Source organism: Pseudomonas sp. AC242, from assembly GCF_979258655.1.
This window is the reverse complement of record NZ_OZ409873.1, coordinates 3693909-3712234: the sequence shown is the minus strand read 5'-3', so window position 1 is coordinate 3712234 and position 18326 is coordinate 3693909. Positions and strand designations below refer to the sequence as shown.

The window sequence follows — 18326 nt, the reverse complement described above, 5'->3', positions numbered from 1 at the left end:
ATGGTGTCAGTCTGACACAGTGTTGTGGGAATTTAACAGTTCGGGGGTGTTCAGGTTGGCCAGTCGCGGGTCGTTGTCCGGGCATTGCAGGGCAGTAGCGCCGAGCATGCGCATAACCCGGCCGGGGCTGCGCTCACCGGCGTTCCAGGCCTCTTCGAAGGCGGGTCGAAGGGCTGCCGGAATCACACACAGCAAGGGTTCCCAGTGCTCGTCATGGCGCAACATTAAAGGTTTTTCAGGATTCTGATTGGCCGTCTCGCGCATGCTTTGCAGTAACGCTGCGTCAATGCGCGGGACGTCACAGGGCAAGACCAGCAGGTGCGAATGGCGCGCAGCTTTCAGACCCGCACGAATGCCGGCCAATGGCCCCGGAAAATCGCCTTCGTCATCGACCACCAATTGATCAGCGAATGGCGCGTAACGCTCGCGATTACGGTTGCAGGAGATGATCAGGTCATCAGTCAGCCCACGGACCTTGCGCTGCAAATGTGCAATCAACGGCTCGCCCTGCCATTCGACCAAACCTTTGTCCTGGCCGCCCATGCGTTGGCCGCGTCCACCTGCCAGGAGCAGAATGGAGCAGGGGGGCAGTTGCGTGTCGAGGGTCATGGCAGCTCTCCAGAGGGGCGGCGAAAAAATGAGGCGCTGTGATATAACACCGGGCTGTTTCTCCTACAACTGGACGAGCCTATGAAAGCCAAGGCTGATGTACCTTTCGTGCCGCTCAATATTGCGGTGCTGACTGTCAGTGACACTCGAACACTGGAAACCGACACCTCAGGTCAGGTCTTCGTCGACCGTTTGACGGCGGCAGGCCATTTTCTGGCGCAGCGGGTGTTGCTCAAAGATGACCTCTACAAAATTCGTGCGCAAGTCGCCACCTGGATTGCCGACGATGTCGTACAGGTCGTGCTGATCACCGGCGGGACCGGATTCACTGGCCGCGACAGTACTCCTGAAGCAGTTGCCTGCCTGCTCGACAAACAGGTCGACGGGTTTGGTGAGTTGTTCCGGCAGATTTCGGTAGCCGATATTGGTACCTCCACGGTGCAGTCCCGTGCGCTGGCCGGTCTGGCCAATGGCACGCTGGTTTGCTGCTTGCCGGGTTCGACCAACGCCGTACGCACCGGTTGGGATGGCATCCTGGGCGAGCAGTTGGACGCGCGTCACCGTCCGTGCAATTTCGTGACTCACTTGAAGCAGGCGGCGCCTTGTGAATCCCGTGGGTAAGCCGGGCAAGACCGGGGCATTGATGCCGGTTGAGTTGGCGCTGGCGCGTTTGCTCGAGATGGCCGAAGCCTCGCCAATTGCAGAGCATGAAGACTTGCCGTTGGCTCAGGTTCAGGGACGTGTGCTGAGCGAAGATCTGGTTTCGACGCTGGATCTGCCGCCTTGGCCTAACAGTGCCATGGACGGATATGCGTTGAACCTGGCGGACTGGACTGGCGAACCCATGCCGGTCAGTCAGAAAGTGTTCGCCGGGCAATCCCCGGAGCCTTTGAAGCCGGGCACCTGTGCACGGATTTTCACCGGCGCTCCAGTGCCCGCGGGCGCTGACTGCGTGGAAATGCAGGAAAACGCTGAGGTTCAAGCTGATGAAACGGTGCGCTTCCTCGAGCCGATGAAGACCGGGCAGAACATCCGTCCACAAGGCCAGGAAACCACCGTCGGTGAGCTGATCCTGCCTGCCGGAACCCGCTTGGGTCCGATAGAGCAGGGACTGGCTGCGTCGTTGGGGTGTGCCGGGTTGAAGGTCGTGCGCAAGGTTCGCGTTGCGGTGATCTCCACGGGTGATGAATTGGTCGAGCCGGGCCAGGCATTGGGGCCGGGTCAGATTTACAACAGCAATCGGGTGTTGCTATGCAGTTGGCTGCAACGTCTGGGCTGTGAGGTGATCGATGCCGGTATTCTTCCGGATAATCTGGCCACTACCCGTGCCCGTCTGGGGGAGTTGCAGGATGTTGATCTGATCCTTTCCACGGGGGGCGTGTCGGTAGGTGAGGCGGATTTTCTGGGTGTCGCCTTGCGAGAAGAGGGCGAGCTTGCCCTTTGGAAGCTGGCGATCAAACCTGGAAAACCGCTGACATTTGGCCATTTCCGCAATGTACCGGTCATTGGTTTGCCAGGAAATCCGGCATCGACGCTGGTGACCTTTGCGCTACTCACTCGGCCATATCTGTTGCGCCGTCAGGGCGTGCAGGACGTCGAGCCGCTGAAGTTCAGCGTGCCAGCGGGTTTTGACTGGCCGGTGGCAGGCAATCGGCGTGAGTACCTTAGAGGCCGTCTGGAGCAAGGGCGGGCCACTGTTTATCGCAACCAGAGCTCAGGCGTACTGCGTAGCGCCGCATGGGCAGATGGATTGGTCGAAGTGCTGGAGGGCCGCACACTGAGCGCCGGCGATGAAGTGGTCTTCATTCCGCTGAGTGATCTGCTGGACTGACCGCTGTCTCGCAAATGCAGGCGTCGGCTGTCGTCGGCGCCTGCAATGACTCATTCATTTAATTGCTGATCAGTGTCACAAGCTGGTCGAATCGGCTATTGGCCACCCAACCCAGCAGACCCAGCACTACCGCTGTCGCACCCGCCGAGTAGGCAAGCCGGTGTTTGATTGTTCTGACATCACTGCGGACTTCGTCCATGTCCCGCCGAAGGTACTTGAGATGGGTTTCCAGCTCGGTTACACGAGGTTCCATATCAATTTCTCCAGTGGTTCTGGCGCTGTTTTTGAATTCTGACTTTTGATTCGAGCGACTTTCGACGAGAGGGCCAACCGGGCTCAATGGCACTCTGGCTTCATGACTGGGCATGGAAGCATCCACCGATCGTTTCAACTGTTCGCTTGCAAACTTTTTCAGCTATCGAGCTGGCAAGAGCCTTGGGGGGGTATCCACTCATTACATGCACATCCTTGTGTGTTGGATTGAAGATTGCTACCGCCGGCACACGGTGACCCAATGTCGAAGCCGGGTCAATTAAGCCGATTCCGCATGTTTTGTAAGAAAAAATACCGCTGTGTAGGACGTTGAGGCCAGAAGGCCGAATTAATTACAGGTCTGACGGCTTTTTTGCGGGCGGCAGTGGTCAAGATGTCTCGAACCGATTCGATTAGGGAGTGATGTGATGAGTGAACGCCGGGCACTGTTGATTTTGCATGGCAAGCAGGCACTCAACGAGGCGGTACGCACCGCCGTCGAGGACAAGCGCAAGCAAGGCTGGGAGCTGGCCGTGCGCCTGACGTGGGAGGCAGGGGATGCTCAGCGGTGGGTGGAGCAAGCCTTGGCGGACGGCTACACAAAGATTATCGCCGGTGGTGGAGATGGCACGTTGCGCGACATCGCCGAAGCGCTCGCGGCGCACCCGGGCAAAGCCAGCCTCGTTCTTTTACCCTTGGGCACCGCTAACGACTTTTCCCGCGCCGCCGGTGTGCCATTGGAGCCTGCCGAAGCGCTTGAGCTGCTTGATGTGCCGCCGCGCGACATCGATCTGGGCGAGGTGGGCGGGCAGATTTTCCTCAATATGGCCACGGGTGGTTTCGGCAGTCAGGTCACGGCCAATACTTCCGAGGACCTGAAAAAAGTACTCGGTGGTGCAGCCTATCTGTTCACCGGTTTGTCACGATTCAGCGAGCTGCATGCTGCTTATGGTGAACTTCAGGGGCCGGACTTTCACTGGAGTGGCGAAATGCTCGCGCTGGGTATCGGCAATGGCCGTCAGGCCGGTGGCGGGCACGTATTGTGCCCGGAAGCGCTGGCCGATGACGGTTTGCTGGATATCAGCATCCTGCCGGCGCCACAGGAGCTGGTGGGCACGTTGAAGACGCTGCTCAGCGATGGTTTCGGCATCGATAACATGTTTGTCCGAGCCCGTTTGCCATGGGTCGAAATCAAAGTGGCCGAGGGGCTCTGCATCAATCTGGATGGCGAACCACTGGAAGGTGAGAGCTTGCGATTTGAGGCGCGTCCGGCAGCGTTGCGCGTGCACTTGCCGGAGCATTCTCCATTGTTGGGCGGCGCCCGCTCGGTCAGTCGTCCAGGCTGATGATCTGTTCGCGCACGGCGAACAGTACCAGGCCCGCTACGTCGTAGATTTGCAGACGCTTCATGATCTGTGAGCGGTGGGTCTCGACTGTCTTGATGCTCAGCCCCAGGCCATTGGCGATTTCCCGGGTGGATTTCCCCCGCACGATCAAACGCAGGATTTCCAGCTGGCGCGCGGTCAGATTGTGCGAGTCGGCGGCCTCCGGCTGCTGCTTCTGATTACGGGTCAGGGCCTGATTGATCACGGTGTGTGCGATGGCGGGGCTCAGGTAGCGCTCGTTGTTGCGCAAGGCCTCCAGTGCATGTTCGAGCTCGGTAGCGGTCGTGTCCTTGAGCAGATAGCCGTGGGCGCCGGACTCGAGCGCCTGCATGATCAGCGCCGGATCGGTGTGCATCGACAAGATCAGCACCTTGCTCTGCGGACGCACCCGCTTGAGCCGTTGCAGGGCTTCCAGGCCACCGGTTTCTTTCATGGAGATATCCAGCAACACGATATCCGGACTCAGTTGCTCGACCATTTCGAGCAACTGCGAACCGTCATTGGCCTCGCCAATCACCGCGTAACCGGGAATATCCAGCACCAGAGCGCGCACGCCGGCCCTGATCAGCGAGTGGTCATCCACCAGAAGTAAGTTGCAAGTCAACGCATAACCTTATTCGTACTGGCCCGCTCGAGTGCGCGAGGCGCCCAGGGGAAGAGTGCTTCGATTTGAGTGCCTTTACCCGGTTCGCTGATGACGTTCAGGGTGCCACCCAGTTGCTCGATTCGTTCGGCCATCCCGGCCATGCCTCGTTGTCCTTCTCGACCAGGATTGGCCGACGGGGCGAATCCCATACCGTCATCGCTGATCAGCAGCGTCAGCCCTTTAGGCAGACGTTGCACGCGTATCACCAGGTTTTTTGCCTGGGCGTGACGCAGGATATTGGTAACAGCCTCCTGGGTGATGCGAAAGGCGGCGACCGCCATTTCTTCCGGAATACCGTTGAGGCGCTGCTGGCAATCGAGGCTCCAGTGCACGCTGGTGTTGGTCAATGTCTTGAGCAGATGTGCACGCAGACTGGCTTCAAGCCCCAGGCTGGTCAACTGCCGTGGATTGAGAATGGCCGAAACGTCGCGCACTTTGTCGAGGGTTTCTTCCAGGGTGGCGCACAGCACCGTGCATTGCTCCTGCAAGTCATCCGGCAGGCGTCGCTTGAGCCACTCGCTCTGCAGTTTGGCGGCCGTCAGCAATTGGCCGATATCGTCGTGCAATTCGCGGCTGAGGCGATGGCGCTCGTTTTCCTGGACTTCCAGCAAGCGGTCGGCGAGCTCCTGAGGCTGAAATTTGATCGATTTGCGTGACAGTCGATATTGCACCCAGACACATGCGGTAGCGGCGATGTCGAGCAGTAGCAGCCCGAGGCTAAGGGGTGTCGAAAGACCATAGGTCAGCAGGCTGCCGAGGGTGGCCGCGACACACAGTATGAGCGTGAACCGGCGTGCATTTTCCCGGGAAGGTGGCCATGTAGTGATTGACTTGAGACTGGCGTACATAACGGATGGAGCCAATGGATGTTCGCTGCGGGCAGACCGGCCTGAGGCTGGCGGGTCTCTGTCTGAAAATGCTGTCAATTATGTTATTGGTTTCAACGCGGTCCAGTGAATGTATTGACCGCCAACTTCAGTGGACAGCGGTCGCTGAAATCACTGTGCCATTAATTTGAAAGCAACTAATGGGCGGCATAATACCACTTAAGATACCGTTGGTCGCGCTCGCTATATATGTCCATTGAGTCAGGAAATACGTGTTTTGGACGCAAGTTCCATAATGGAAAAAGTCGATTTATTGAGTTCGATAGATGTAGGTGTTACCTGAAGTTGTGCTTCTTAACACACAGGTAAACCCTGAGGTCGGCAGAAAACATGGGTGTCTGTCGTCGGTGATTATTTAATTCGATTTTGTCGCTGGCAGGTATGAAGTATTCAATTACGACATTCAACGTTTCGCTGCAAGCGCCTGCGTGGATACAGCGTGTTGATCAGGCTTGTCCCGAGTAGGGCAATTGAGGCAAACGTTTGCCCGTCAGTGGCGGCTTGAGCTGGCTTTGACCAACCTGGAATGCGAAAGCTTCGATCAGCGAAGTCTGTTCACTTTCATCCAGACTCAGTTGCCCGGTCTGTTGATCGACCAGTTCAAGCTGCCAGGCCATCAACGTGAAGCAATCCTGCAACGCGACCAGGGCCTCTTCGTGAAGGTCGACGCGATCCTGGGTCAGGTTGAGCAGGCTGTAAATATGCAGAGAGAACTCGGAAATTGCCTCCAGCGCCAGGGCTTCAGCCCTGCGTGCGAGTTTCAGGAGGGTATTGAGCATGCACTCGATAGCGTCCTTGTCATTGCTGATCAGTTGCAGATGGCTGAGGCATTCTTCGGACTTGGCCAAGAGTTGTTCGGCCTCGACAAGGAATTCGGGGAAGCGTTGTACCCACTCTTTGCGGTCCATTGGCATGCTTATCTCCACCACGTCATGTCTCATGAGGGAATGCCGTGTGTGGCGACGATCATGAATCGTCGGGAGATCGCGCCCAGACGTGCAGGTGCACTGGCTGAGGGGTTCCAGAGGGGTTGTTTCCACTGAACTGCGATCGCACACAATAGCCTGACTCCGTTCATGCAATGAGAATGGCGTCACATTAATGGCTATTGGATATTGCGAATATCAGGTTGGGCCTGATTGTTACTAGGGGAATCCCTTAGACACGGGAACCTACGGTGCAAACCGAGGTCGCGCCGCAGAGTATGTAGAAGATGAAAATCACCGGGCCAGTAAAGCATGATGTTAATGTGACATCAATGCCTGATCATGGCATTTTTGACGGGTCGGGTTTGGCAATCAAGAACTGCCATTTGCCGCCGATAACCTCACATAGTGAATTCATCAGAACAAGCCCAGGAGTCATTGATGGCCGGCATTCTCGACACGGTAGACCAACGCACGCAACTGGTGGGTGAGAATCGCCTGGAAATTCTCATGTTTCGACTGGCCGGGCGCCAGTTGTTCGCGATTAACGTGTTCAAGGTCCAGGAAGTGCTGCAACTGCCGAAACTGACTTTGATGCCGCAGCGTCATCCGTTTGTGTGCGGGGTGGTCAATCTGCGCGGTCAGACCTTGCCAGTGATTGATCTGTCGCAGGCAATCGGCATGCGTCCATTGGTGCCAGGCCCAAACAGCACCATCATCGTCACCGAGTACAACCGTTCGGTGCAGGCATTCCTTGTGGGCGGTGTGGACCGCATCGTCAACATGAACTGGGAAGCCATTCTGCCGCCGCCGACCAGCGCCGGGCGTCAGCACTATCTGACTGCGATCAGCAAGGTCGACGATCAACTGGTGGAAATCATCGACGTCGAGAAAGTCCTCGCCGAAATCGTCCCGTACAACGCCAAGGTCTCGCGTGAAAAACTCGAAGATCCGGTGCTGGAGCGCGCCCGTGGCCGTGAAGTACTGCTGGTGGACGACTCCAACGTGGCCCTCTCGCAATTGCGCGACACCCTCGGCCAGCTCGGCGTGAAGATGCACATTGCCAGCGATGGTCTGAAAGCCCTGAACATGCTCAAGGCCTGGGCCGATACTGGCGTGAACATGACCGACAAACTGCTGATGATCTTCACCGATGCGGAAATGCCGGAAATGGACGGTTATCGCTTGACCACCGAAATTCGCAATGACCCGCGTCTGCGTGGCTTGTACGTGGTGTTGCACACCTCGCTGTCCGGCAGTTTCAACGACTCGATGGTGAAGAAGGTCGGTTGCGACAACTTCCTCTCCAAGTTCCAGCCGGACAAGCTGGTCGACGTGGTGCGCCAGCGTCTGATGCTCGACGAAGTCCCGGCCTGATTACACACCCATTGTAGGAGTGAGCCTGCTCGCGGAAGCGGTGTGTCAGCCCCGAATCATTACCTGACACACCGCTATCGCGAGCAGGCTCACTCCTGCAGTCATTGCTCTTTGATTCCTGATCAAGCTCGTATAGGGTGGCGTTTTTATCCTCCAGGGAGCTGGCCATGCTGCGTCTGAGCGCGCTTTATCGTTACCCGTTGAAATCCGGCAAAGTCGATGTGCTAAAAAGTGTCGACCTCGACAAGCTGGGGCTTGATGGCGACCGACGCTGGATGCTCGTGGACGAAGCCAGCGGCCGCTTTCTGACCCAGCGCGCCGAAGCGAAGATGAGTCAGTTGTCGGCCCTGTGGAATGCGCAGGGCGGTCTGACCCTGAGCGCACCTGAACAGTCCTCCATCGAAATCGCCTTGCCGGGCAACGACGCCGAACTGCGCGGTGTGACGATCTGGCGCGACACCTTGCGCGTGCCGGATGCCGGTGATGAGGCCGCGCGCTGGGTCAGCGATTTCATCGGCAAGCCGACCCGGCTGGTGCAGGTGCCGCTGGATCGCGCTCGCACCACCCAAGCGGGCTATGGCAACGATGAGGATCAGGTCGCGTTCGCCGATGGATTTCCTCTGCTGTTGATTGGTGAGGCATCCCTGCAGGATCTATCGCAAAAGGTCGGACGACCGCTGGAAATGCTGCGTTTTCGGCCTAACCTGGTGATCGAAGGCAGCGAGGCGTATGCCGAAGATGGCTGGAAGCGCATACGCATTGGCGAAGTCGAGTTCCGTGTGGTCAAGCCGTGTTCGCGCTGCATTCTCACCACCATCGACCCGCAAACCGGTGAGCGCAGTGCCGATCGCGAGCCGCTGGCAACCTTGCAGAAATATCGCGCTCAAGCCGATGGTGCGATGTTCGGGCAGAATCTGGTGAATGACAGCAATGGTCGACTCGAAGTCGGCATGCCGGTGGAGATTCTCGAGTAGTCCGTCACTGCAACGGAAAATGCCCGTGTCCTTGGACACGGGCATTTTTGTTGGTGCGGTGAAACCGTTGCTTTAGCCGCGGTATTCGCACAGGTAAGCGGTGTCGACCGCGACCTTGAGCTGGAACTTGCTGTTGGCCGGAACGTTGAACTGGCTGCCGGCGGCGAAGGTTTCCCAGTCGCTGCTGTCGGGCAGTTTGACGGTCAATGCGCCGGACACCACATGCATGATTTCACGCTGAGCGGTGCCGAACTCGTATTCGCCCGGGGCCATGACGCCGATGGTCGCCGGACCTTCAGCGGTGCCAAAGGCGATCGACTTGACGGTGCCGTCGAAGTACTCGTTGACTTTAAACATGGGCGATTCCTCGAAAAGGGTTAAAAAATGGAGGCGGCCAGTATGCACAAGGCTTTTCGCGCCGTCACCTGCCCGGCTTCTGTCTGGTGAGTTCTCGAATTGACCCTAGAGTGGCAAGACCAGTGGCAACAACCGTGCGGTGTTGCGCGCATCCTCCAGCGCCCGATGCTGCTGACCACTGAACTGCATGCCAGCCAGTTGCAGCGCACCGTTGAGGCCCAACGGCCGCTCCAGGCGTCGGGCCTTGGCGAAGCGTTGTTTGAGGTTCATGTGCGGCACCTTGCTCAATCCACTGTCGATTTGCAGACGCTGCCATTCCTGCAACAACTGCTTGCGGTCGTAATCGCCCCAGCTGGCCCAGCCTTCGAGGCGCGTCTGATGCTGCGCGAGCCAGCGTTCGAACGCCGGCCAGACTTCGGTCAACGGCTGCGCCGTGTCGATATTGGCCTGGGTGATGTGCGTCAGTTCACGACAAAAAGGTGTGAGCAACGGCCGCCGCGTCGGTTTGACGAAGCGCTGGAAGTGATCCTGCTCGCGCCCGGCACGATCGACCAGTGTGGCGCCGATCTCGATAATTTCCATTTCGGTGACCGGCCAGCCACCCTCATCGGTGGTGGCTTCCAGATCTATGACCAGCCAGTGAGGCATCGCAGGGTTCCTGATTTCCGCGTTCTGATAACTCAGAGCGTAGTCAAAACCCGCATGCGTGTGTGGGCGACTACTCGACCTGCAACAGAACCTGACGATTTTTTACCTGATCGCCGACCTTGACCTGCACCCGCTTGAGCACGCCGTCGATGCCGGCCTTGAGCGGGTGCTCCATTTTCATTGCCTCCAGTACCACCAGCAGTTGACCTTTGCTGACCGGGCTGCCTTCGCTGACCAAAACGTCGACGATGGCGCCGTCCATCGGTGCTTTCAAGGTGCCGGAGCTGACGCTGGTCTGACTGTCGATCACGGCATGAGTTCGATCCTCCAGGCGCAGACTGCCGGGATGGCTGAACAGCCAGAGGTGCCCGCTATCCAGTCGATACGCGTGACGCTGGCGCAAACCGTCGATTTCCAGTGTCAGTGACTGCGTGTCCTGGTCGATGAGTTTTAACTCGAGCGCGCGCTCGGCAACCTGCACGGTGAAGGCGCCTTGCGCTTGAGCGAGCAGTTGCACTGTCCAGTTCTGATCATCAAGCCCGAGTCGATAATGCAGCGGCACACTGGCGTTGTTGCGCCAGCCGGTGAGTGGCGCGCGGTGGGCGAGGGCGCTTGCTTGATAGAACAGCATCGCCGCAATCGCCAGTTCCTCGGCATCCGCAATGTAACGGTGCAAACAAGGGTGTTCGCTGAAGTGCCGGGCAATAAACGCGGTACTGAATTCGCCACTGATGAACTGCGGATGTTGCAACAGGCTGACGAGCAGGCGCTGATTGCTTTGCACCCCGAGCAGCACCGTGTCTTGCACCGCGCGCAACAGTTTGCGCCGGGCCTCTTCGCGGGTGGCGCCGTGGGCGATCAGTTTGCCGAGCATCGGGTCGTAGAACGGGCTGACCGCTTGCCCTTCAAGCAAGCCATGATCGATTCGCGCGCCGTGTTGCAGCGCCGGCTCCCAGGCCTCTACTCGACCGGTTTGCGGGAGGAAGTCTTGCGCGGGATCTTCGGCGTAAAGCCGCACTTCCATGGCATGTCCGTTGAGCAGGACCTGGTCCTGGGTCAGCGGCAACGGCTGACCTTCGGCAACCAATATTTGCCACGCCACCAGATCCAGTCCGGTGATCAATTCAGTCACCGGGTGTTCCACTTGCAAACGCGTGTTCATCTCCAGAAAGTAAAACTGCCCACGCGCATCGAGCAAGAATTCCACCGTGCCAGCACCGACGTAATTCACCGAGCGGCCAGCCTTGAGCGCCGCTTCACCCATGGCTTGACGCAGCTCAGCGGTCATCACCGGGCAAGGTGCTTCTTCGATGACTTTCTGGTGGCGACGCTGAATCGAACAGTCGCGCTCGCCAAGGTAGATCAGGTTGCCGTGTTGGTCGCCGAACAGTTGCACTTCGACGTGCCGTGGTTCGATCAACGCCTGTTCGAGGATCAATTCGTCGCTACCGAAACCGTTCAATGCTTCGGAGCGCGCGGTACGCAGTTGCGCTGGCAAATCAGCGGCGTCGTGCACCTGACGCATGCCGCGTCCGCCACCGCCGGCGCTGGCCTTTATCATCAGTGGAAAACCGATGCGTTCGGCCTCGCGCAGCAACGTTGCGTCATCCTGTTCAGCGCCCTGATAACCGCCGATGCACGGTACGCCGGCTTCGAGCATGGCGATTTTTGAGCGGCGTTTGCTGCCCATCAGTTCGATGGCTTCGGCGCTGGGACCAATGAAGATCAGCCCGGCCTGTTTGCAGGCGCGGGCAAATTCGGCGTTCTCCGAGAGGAAGCCGTAGCCGGGGTGGATGGCGTCGGCGCCGCTGCGGCGGGCGGCGTCGAGGATGGCCTGGGTGTTCAGGTAGGACTGCTGCACGGGGGCGGGGCCGATGTGTACGGCTTGATCGGCCATTTTCACGTGCAGGGCATCGGCGTCGGCATCGCTGAAGACGGCGACGGTGCGATAGCCGAGGGCTTGCGCGGTGCGCTGGATGCGGCAGGCGATTTCACCGCGGTTGGCGATCAGGATTTTGTGGAATGCAGGCATGGGATATTTCCTTGGAAAGTTGCATTGCATGTGCTGGCCTCATCGCTGGCAAGCCAGCTCCCACAGGTTTTGTGAGCGACGCAAATCCCCTGTGGGAACTGGCTTGCCAGCGATGCTTTTAGGTCGCCCACCGCGGTTTCCGCTTTTGCACAAAAGCCATGGTGCCCTCGATCCCTTCGTCGCCAGTCACTGCTTCGCTAAACCACTGCGCGGCCTCATCGAGCAATTCGCTAGACGGCTGACCGGCACTCGCCAACAACAATTTCTTGGTCATCGCATTCGCCTCGGGCGCGCAACACAGCACATGCTGCAACACTTCATCGAGTCGCTCGGCCAGCGCTTGGGCATCCTGCTCGACAAAGTGCACCAGCCCCAGACGCCGTGCCTGATGCCCATCGAAACGCGCCGCCGTCAGCGCCAATCTTCGGGTTTCGGTCAGGCCGATACGTTGCACAACAAACGGCGCAATCTGCGCCGGCAGCAAGCCGAGGCTGGTTTCCGGCAGGCCGAATTGCGCCTGATGATCGGCAATCGCGATATCGCTGACACACGCCAGCCCGAAACCGCCGCCAAGCACCGCGCCTTGCAGCACCGTGATCAGCACTTGCGGCGCGTGCTGTGCTTCCTCCAGCAAGGCACCGAACGCGCGATTCAAATCGCGGTAAGCCTCGGCGCCCTGAGCGCGTGCATTGGCCATGTCCTTGATATCGCCGCCGGCACAGAAATGCCCATCGGCCCCGCTGAGCACCAGTGCCCGAACAGCGCGGTCATCGCACACAGCCGCCAGCACCGCGCGCAGTTCGCTGACCATCTGCAGGCTCATCGCATTGCGACTGTCCGGCCGATTGAGGGTGATGTGCAGCACGCCGCCATGCAGTTCCAGCAACAGCGTCTGACATTGCGGCAGGTTGCTCATTTCTTTTTCCCCGGCAGGATGCCCATCAGTTTGCAGATGATCCCCAGCATGATTTCGTCGGCGCCGCCGCCAATCGATACCAGCCGCACATCGCGGTAGGCGCGGGCGACCGGGTTGTCCCACATGAAGCCCATGCCGCCCCAATATTGCAGACAGCTGTCGCTGACTTCGCGGCCGAGGCGCCCGGCCTTGAGCTTGGCCATCGACGCCAGCCGTGTCACATCCTGACCTTTCACGTATTGCTCGGTCGCCTGATAGACCAGCGCGCGCAGGCATTCGATTTCGGTCTGCAATTCGGCGAGGCGGAAGTGAATGACCTGGTTGTCGATCAGCGCATTGCCGAAGGTCTTGCGCTCCTTGCAGTACTCGATGGTGCTGTCGACGCAATATTCCAGGCCCTTGATCATGTTCGCCGCACCGAACAGACGTTCTTCCTGAAACTGCAGCATCTGCATCATGAAGCCGGCGCCTTCATGGCCGATGCGATTGCGCTGGGGCACGCGTACGTTGTCGAAAAACACCTGTGCGGTTTCCGAACTGCGCATGCCGAGTTTGTCGAGGTGCGGACTGAGGCTGATCCCCGGCGTGTTCATCGGCACCATGATCAGCGACTTGTTGATGTGCGGTTTGTCGTCCGAAGTGTTGGCCAGCAGGCAGATGAAATCGGCGCTCGGCGAGTTGGTGATCCACATTTTGCTGCCGTTGATCACATAGTCGTCGCCGTCCTTGCGCGCGGTGGTTTTCAGCCCCGCGACGTCGGAGCCGGCGCCGACTTCAGAGACACCGATGCAGCCGACCTGCTCACCAGTGATCGCCGGACGCAGGAACTCTTCGCGCAGTTCATCAGAGCCGAAGCGGGCGAGGGCGGGGGTGCACATGTCGGTCTGCACGCCGATCGACATCGGAATGCCGCCGCAGTGAATGGTGCCGAACTCTTCGGCAGCGACAATCGAATAGCTGTAGTCGAGGCCCATGCCGCCGAATTTTTCCGGCTTGGAAATACCGAGCAAACCTAGGTCGCCGGCCTTGCGGAAAATTTCGTGAATGGGAAAGCGTCCGGCCTTTTCCCATTCATCGACGTGCGGATTGATCTCGCGCTCGACGAACTGGCGGACGGTACGGCGCAGGGCTTCGTGTTCCGGGGTGAAGATCATTGTTATTGTTCTCCGTAAGATCCGTGGCGGTCAGAACCGGCTGACGCCGAAGCTGTTGGGTTGCAACGTGCGAATGTCGGCTTCGTGACAGATATCGAGCAAATAACCGAGCAGGGTGCGCGTGTCGCGCGGATCGATCAGCCCGTCGTCCCACAGGTTGGCGCTGCCATAAAGCGCGGTGGACTGGTTGTCGAGTTTCTGCGCGGTGACCTGTTCGAGCATGTCGAGCATCTTCGGGTCCGGCGTCAAGCCGTCCTTGAGCTGTTTGGCTTCGGTAACGATGCGCAACACCTTGCCGGCCTGCGCACCGCCCATCACCGCCGTGCGGCTGTTCGGCCAGGCGAAGATGAAGCGCGGGTCGAGGCCGCGGCCGCACATCGCATAGTTGCCGGCACCGTAGGAACCGCCGACGACGATGGTCAGTTTAGGCACCCTTGCATTGGCCACCGCTTGAATCAGTTTCGAGCCGTGTTTGATCACGCCTTGTTGCTCGGATTCGGTGCCGACCATGAAGCCGGTGGTGTTGTGGAAAAACAGCAGCGGGGTCTGGCTCTGGTCGCACAACTGGATGAACTGCGCCGCTTTGCTTGCACCGTTCGGGGTGATCGGGCCGTTGTTGCCAATGAACCCGCAGGCGCGGCCCTGAATCTTCAATTGGCCGCAGATGGTTTGCTGATCGAACTCGCCCTTGAATTCGACGAAGCAGGATTCATCGGCGATGCGCGCGATGATTTCGCGCACGTCGTAAGGCTTTTTCGGATCATCGGGGATCAGCCCGAGCAATTCATCGATCGGGTAAAGCGGCTCTTTGTATTGCGGCTCCGGCAGCCACGGCAGCTGCTCGTTCCATGGCAGCATACGGAGGATTTCACGCACCTGACGCACGCCATCGGCATCGTTTTCCGCGAGGTATTCAGCCGTGCCAGCGACTTGCGCGTGCATCTCGGCACCACCCAGTTCTTCATCGGTGGCGACTTCGCCGGTGGCGGCTCTGAGCAACGGCGGGCCGGCCAAAAACAGCTTGGCCTTGCCGCGCACCACCACCACGTAATCCGACAGCCCCGGCTGATAGGCGCCGCCCGCCGTCGCCGAGCCGTGCACCACAGTGATCTGCGGCAAGCCCATTGCCGACATCCGCGCCTGATTGGCAAAACTGCGCGCGCCTTCGACGAAAATCTCGGCGGCGTAATTGAGGTTGGCGCCACCGCTCTCGGCGAGGGTGATCACCGGCAGTTTGTTTTCCTGAGCGATCTGTTGCAGGCGCAGGGATTTTTTCAGGCCGCTGGGCGAGATCGTGCCGCCCTTGATCGCGCTGTTGTTCGCCACGATCATCGCGCGGATGCCGCAGACGTAACCGATACCGGCGATCAGCCCGCCACCGGCCGAACTGCCATCCTTGTCGTCATGCAATTTGTAGCCGGCGAGGCTGGCCAGTTCGAGGAATGGCGCACCGGGATCAAGCAACAGGTTCAGGCGCTCGCGCGGCAGCAGTTGCCCGCGCTTGTCGAATTTCGCTTTGGCTTCGGCGGCTTTGTTCAGCAGGTTCTGTTCGAGTTGCTGCACTTGTTCGATGGCCGTAAGCATGGCCGCACGGTTGCGGGCGAAAGCCTCGCTGTGCGGATCGAGTCGGGACTGAATCTGCGGCATGGCTTACTCCTTGTCCTTGAGGACATCGGGAAGGTACGCCCGGTGGAACCCGTTGAACGACTCGCTGTGAGTGGCCTTGTGCAACGGCCATGCACGACTGCCGAGGCTGGCTGCGCCATCGATTTTCAAGGTGCTGCCACTGATGAACGCCGCCGCCGGGCTGAGCAGAAATACAATCGCCGCGCTGACTTCCGATTCGGTGCCGATGCGCTTGAGCGGTACATGTTCACGCAGGGTTGGAATCACCGCTTTGAACGCGCCTTCGTAAGTGTCCATGCCGCTGGAGGCGATCCAGCCCGGCGCCACCGCGTTGACCCGCACGCCGGCATGACCCCATTCGAACGCGGCGGTTTTGGTGAAGTTGTCCATGCCCGAACGCGCCGCGCCGGAGTGGCCCATGCCGGGCATGCCACCCCACATGTCGGCGAGCATGTTGACGATATTGCCGCCGTGTTTGCTCATCGACTGGTTAAACACTTCGCGAGCCATCAGGAAACCGCCGACCAGATTGGTGCGCAACACGGTTTCGAAACCTTTCTGATTGATCGAGGCCAAGGGCGACGGGTACTGGCCGCCGGCATTGTTGACCAGACCATGGATCGGCCCGTGTTTGGCAATCAGTTCTTTCACCAATTGCTTCACCGCTTCTTCATCGCGTATATCGCAGGCCTTCCAGGATGCGCGGCCACCGTCCTCGGCGATTTCGGTGGCGACTTTTTCGAGCTTCTCCGGCTTGCGCCCGACCAGCAGCACATTGGCCCCGAGCGCTGCCAGTTCATGCGCGGTGCAGCGACCGATGCCGCTGCCGCCGCCGGTAACGATGATGGTCTGGCCGCTGAACAGATCGGCGTTGAAAATCGACGCGTAAGCCATGCAAACCCTCCTCTAGTCGAGCTGTTCGGCGATGCTCTGTGGCACCGGGATCTGGATTTCCAACAGTTGCTGGGCGAAGGCTTTGCCTTGCGGGTCGATGCGCAGACTGGCCACGCCACCACCGCCAAGCGCGTTTTCCAAAAGAAAATTCAAACTGTGGGTGCCGGGCAGATACCAGCGCTCGACCCGGCCGTGGATCGGGTCGAGCACGTGGCTCATCCAGTCGACGATAACGGCTGGGGTCAGTGCTTCGGCGATCCACGCTAGGTACTCGGGTTTGCGCGGCATGACGCCGATGTTGCTGTGATTGCCTTTGTCACCGGAGCGCGCCACGGCCAGTTTCACCAAGGCCACACTGGCATCGGCGCGGCCCTGTGGTTTGGGCGGCTGATGGGGCAGAGGTAAATTCTCGCTGTCGAGCGCGCCCAGTGAGGGCAGGGTGCATGGATAGTGTTCACCGGCCATGTCGATGTGCAGCGAGCAAGCGCTTTTCTCGATCAGAAAGGAGAACAGACGGATCAACGGATACACCGTTGGCCGTCCGCCGACGATGCCGGTCAGCCCCGGTGCCATGCCGGTGGCGGCCTGGGCGATTTCCCGGGAGAACAGCACCAGTGCCTGTTTCAGCGGGTGGCGCACGGCGAGTTTGATCACCACTTCACGGCTGTCGCGGCGCTGGCCATGAGGGCCGTAGGTGGCTTCGCTGCCGAGCAGTTCGATGTTGATTTCGCTGTAGGGCGCCCAGCCGCGCTGGCTGAACATTTCCGAAGTCTTATCGATGATCGCCTGACTGACGCGTCGTGCCTTATCCACCGCATCGATGCCGGCGATCAGGCAACTGGCGGTACAGCGAAAGCCATCCGGATAGGTGGCGCTGACCTTGTATTTATCCGGCGGCGGCAGGCCTTTGGCGCCGTGGACATGAACGAGGTTTTTGCCTTGTTGCTGAAGTTTGACCTGAGTGAAATCGCAGACCACGTCAGGCAACAGATACGCCTGCGGATCGCCGATTTCATACAGCATCTGCTCGCCAACGGTCAGTGGTGTGACCAGTCCGCCAGTGCCTTCAGGCTTGCTGACGATGAATTGGCCGTCGGCGCTGACTTCGACGATAGGGAAACCGATGTGCTCGTAATCCGGCACCTCGCGCCAATCGGTGAAATTGCCGCCGGTGCATTGCGCGCCGCATTCGATGATGTGCCCGGCCAGCGCGGCCTGGGCGAGTTTGTCGTAGTCGTGCCACGACCAGCCGAATTCATGCACCAGCGCCGCACTGACCACGGCGCTGTCGACCACGCGCCCGGTGATGACGATGTCGGCGCCCAGGCGCAAGGCTTCGACAATGCCCGGCGCGCCGAGGTAGGCGTTGGTCGATACGCACATCGGCGGCAGCGGGGCGCCGCTGAACATCTCGGCGATGCCGCTGAGTTGTTTGAATTGTGGTTGCAGGTCATCGCCGAGTAACACGGCGATTTTCAGCGGGACGCCGGCCTTGTCGCAGGCCGCTTGCAGGGCGGCGGCGCAGGCTTGTGGATTGACCCCGCCGGCATTGCTGATGACGCGGATGTTCTGCTCGGCCAACTGCGGCAACAGAGGCGTGAGCACTTCGATGAAGTCGCCGGCGAACCCCGCCTGCGGATCCTTCATGCGTGCGCCGGCCATGATCGACATGGTGATCTCGGCGAGGTAGTCGAACACCAGATAGTCCAGCTTGCCGCCCTCCACCAACTGCGCGGCGGCGGTGGACGTATCTCCCCAGAATGCACTGGCGCATCCGATGCGAACGGTGGTGGGCATTTTTATCTCCGACTC

The 18326-nt window shown here is 59.5% G+C and carries 18 protein-coding genes; 5 read left to right on the top strand and 13 right to left on the bottom strand.

All coding sequences use genetic code 11. The annotated features are described in order from the left end of the window. Positions 1-6: 6 nt before the first annotated feature. Positions 7-609, bottom strand: a complete 603-nt coding sequence (gene mobA, locus ACZZ0A_RS16585) for a molybdenum cofactor guanylyltransferase MobA (RefSeq protein WP_007908662.1) — start codon at positions 607-609, stop codon at positions 7-9. A gap of 81 nt (positions 610-690) precedes the next feature. Here mobA and moaB point away from each other — a divergent pair, with 81 nt between their 5' ends. After that, entirely contained in the window at positions 691-1230 is a 540-nt protein-coding gene (gene moaB / locus ACZZ0A_RS16580) for a molybdenum cofactor biosynthesis protein B (protein WP_007908664.1), read from the top strand. Then, the gene (locus tag ACZZ0A_RS16575) at positions 1214-2440 is read left to right on the top strand and encodes a molybdopterin molybdotransferase MoeA (protein ID WP_463543474.1); all 1227 of its coding nucleotides are present in this window, start codon (positions 1214-1216) and stop codon (positions 2438-2440) included. The genes moaB and ACZZ0A_RS16575 overlap by 17 nt, the downstream gene beginning before the upstream one ends. A 58-nt stretch (positions 2441-2498) precedes the next feature. Here ACZZ0A_RS16575 and ACZZ0A_RS16570 read toward each other — a convergent pair whose 3' ends face one another. Further along, positions 2499-2807: a hypothetical protein gene (locus ACZZ0A_RS16570; RefSeq protein WP_176472330.1), complete on the bottom strand. Its 309-nt coding sequence runs from the start codon at positions 2805-2807 to the stop codon at positions 2499-2501. 313 nt (positions 2808-3120) lie between these two features. On the opposite strand from ACZZ0A_RS16570, the gene yegS reads away from it, so the two are divergent. After that, positions 3121-4038, top strand: coding sequence for a lipid kinase YegS (gene yegS / locus ACZZ0A_RS16565; protein ID WP_007908672.1), 918 nt, complete (start codon positions 3121-3123; stop codon positions 4036-4038). Here yegS and ACZZ0A_RS16560 read toward each other — a convergent pair. The 3 genes from ACZZ0A_RS16560 to ACZZ0A_RS16550 all read right to left on the bottom strand — a co-directional run bounded on the left by ACZZ0A_RS16560 (position 4022) and on the right by ACZZ0A_RS16550 (position 6524). Beyond that, positions 4022-4681, bottom strand: coding sequence for a response regulator (locus tag ACZZ0A_RS16560; protein WP_007949957.1), 660 nt, complete (start codon positions 4679-4681; stop codon positions 4022-4024). The genes yegS and ACZZ0A_RS16560 overlap by 17 nt on opposite strands. Then, positions 4678-5571: a sensor histidine kinase gene (locus ACZZ0A_RS16555; protein WP_007908674.1), complete on the bottom strand. Its 894-nt coding sequence runs from the start codon at positions 5569-5571 to the stop codon at positions 4678-4680. The genes ACZZ0A_RS16560 and ACZZ0A_RS16555 overlap by 4 nt, the downstream gene beginning before the upstream one ends. A 485-nt stretch (positions 5572-6056) precedes the next feature. Further along, positions 6057-6524, bottom strand: coding sequence for a hypothetical protein (locus ACZZ0A_RS16550; protein ID WP_007908675.1), 468 nt, complete (start codon positions 6522-6524; stop codon positions 6057-6059). Between the two features lie 453 nt (positions 6525-6977). Between ACZZ0A_RS16550 and ACZZ0A_RS16545 the strand changes: the two genes are divergently transcribed. Together ACZZ0A_RS16545 and ACZZ0A_RS16540 are read left to right on the top strand one after the other, a co-directional pair. After that, a complete protein-coding gene (locus ACZZ0A_RS16545) occupies positions 6978-7913 on the top strand; it encodes a chemotaxis protein CheV (protein WP_007908676.1) in 936 nt (311 codons plus the stop codon). A 167-nt stretch (positions 7914-8080) separates the two neighbouring features. Continuing rightward, positions 8081-8887 (top strand): MOSC domain-containing protein, encoded by an 807-nt coding sequence (locus ACZZ0A_RS16540; RefSeq protein WP_414916812.1) that lies wholly within the window; start codon positions 8081-8083, stop codon positions 8885-8887. 72 nt (positions 8888-8959) lie between these two features. Here the strand turns inward: ACZZ0A_RS16540 and ppnP are convergent, their stop codons facing one another. The 8 genes from ppnP to ACZZ0A_RS16500 all read right to left on the bottom strand — a co-directional run bounded on the left by ppnP (position 8960) and on the right by ACZZ0A_RS16500 (position 18311). Next, positions 8960-9244: a pyrimidine/purine nucleoside phosphorylase gene (gene ppnP / locus ACZZ0A_RS16535; protein ID WP_003226701.1), complete on the bottom strand. Its 285-nt coding sequence runs from the start codon at positions 9242-9244 to the stop codon at positions 8960-8962. Between the two features lie 105 nt (positions 9245-9349). Beyond that, on the bottom strand, positions 9350-9892 hold the full coding sequence (locus ACZZ0A_RS16530; RefSeq protein WP_007908678.1) for a 3'-5' exonuclease: 543 nt from the start codon (positions 9890-9892) through the stop codon (positions 9350-9352). Positions 9893-9962: 70 nt separating this feature from the next. Then, positions 9963-11924, bottom strand: coding sequence for an acetyl/propionyl/methylcrotonyl-CoA carboxylase subunit alpha (locus tag ACZZ0A_RS16525; protein WP_463543473.1), 1962 nt, complete (start codon positions 11922-11924; stop codon positions 9963-9965). A gap of 118 nt (positions 11925-12042) precedes the next feature. Beyond that, complete coding sequence (locus ACZZ0A_RS16520; protein ID WP_095113044.1) at positions 12043-12840, bottom strand: enoyl-CoA hydratase/isomerase family protein; 798 nt, start codon at positions 12838-12840, stop codon at positions 12043-12045. After that, complete coding sequence (gene atuD / locus ACZZ0A_RS16515) at positions 12837-13994, bottom strand: citronellyl-CoA dehydrogenase (protein WP_463543472.1); 1158 nt, start codon at positions 13992-13994, stop codon at positions 12837-12839. Before atuD ends, ACZZ0A_RS16520 begins: the two co-directional genes overlap by 4 nt. Positions 13995-14024: 30 nt before the next feature. Continuing rightward, complete coding sequence (locus tag ACZZ0A_RS16510) at positions 14025-15641, bottom strand: acyl-CoA carboxylase subunit beta (RefSeq protein WP_463543471.1); 1617 nt, start codon at positions 15639-15641, stop codon at positions 14025-14027. Positions 15642-15644: 3 nt separating this feature from the next. Then, positions 15645-16514 (bottom strand): SDR family oxidoreductase, encoded by an 870-nt coding sequence (locus tag ACZZ0A_RS16505; RefSeq protein WP_463543470.1) that lies wholly within the window; start codon positions 16512-16514, stop codon positions 15645-15647. Positions 16515-16526: 12 nt separating this feature from the next. Further along, positions 16527-18311 carry an acyclic terpene utilization AtuA family protein gene (locus tag ACZZ0A_RS16500; protein WP_463543469.1) on the bottom strand — a complete coding sequence of 595 codons (1785 nt, stop codon included), beginning with the start codon at positions 18309-18311 and terminating at the stop codon, positions 16527-16529. Between the last annotated feature and the right edge of the window lie 15 nt (positions 18312-18326).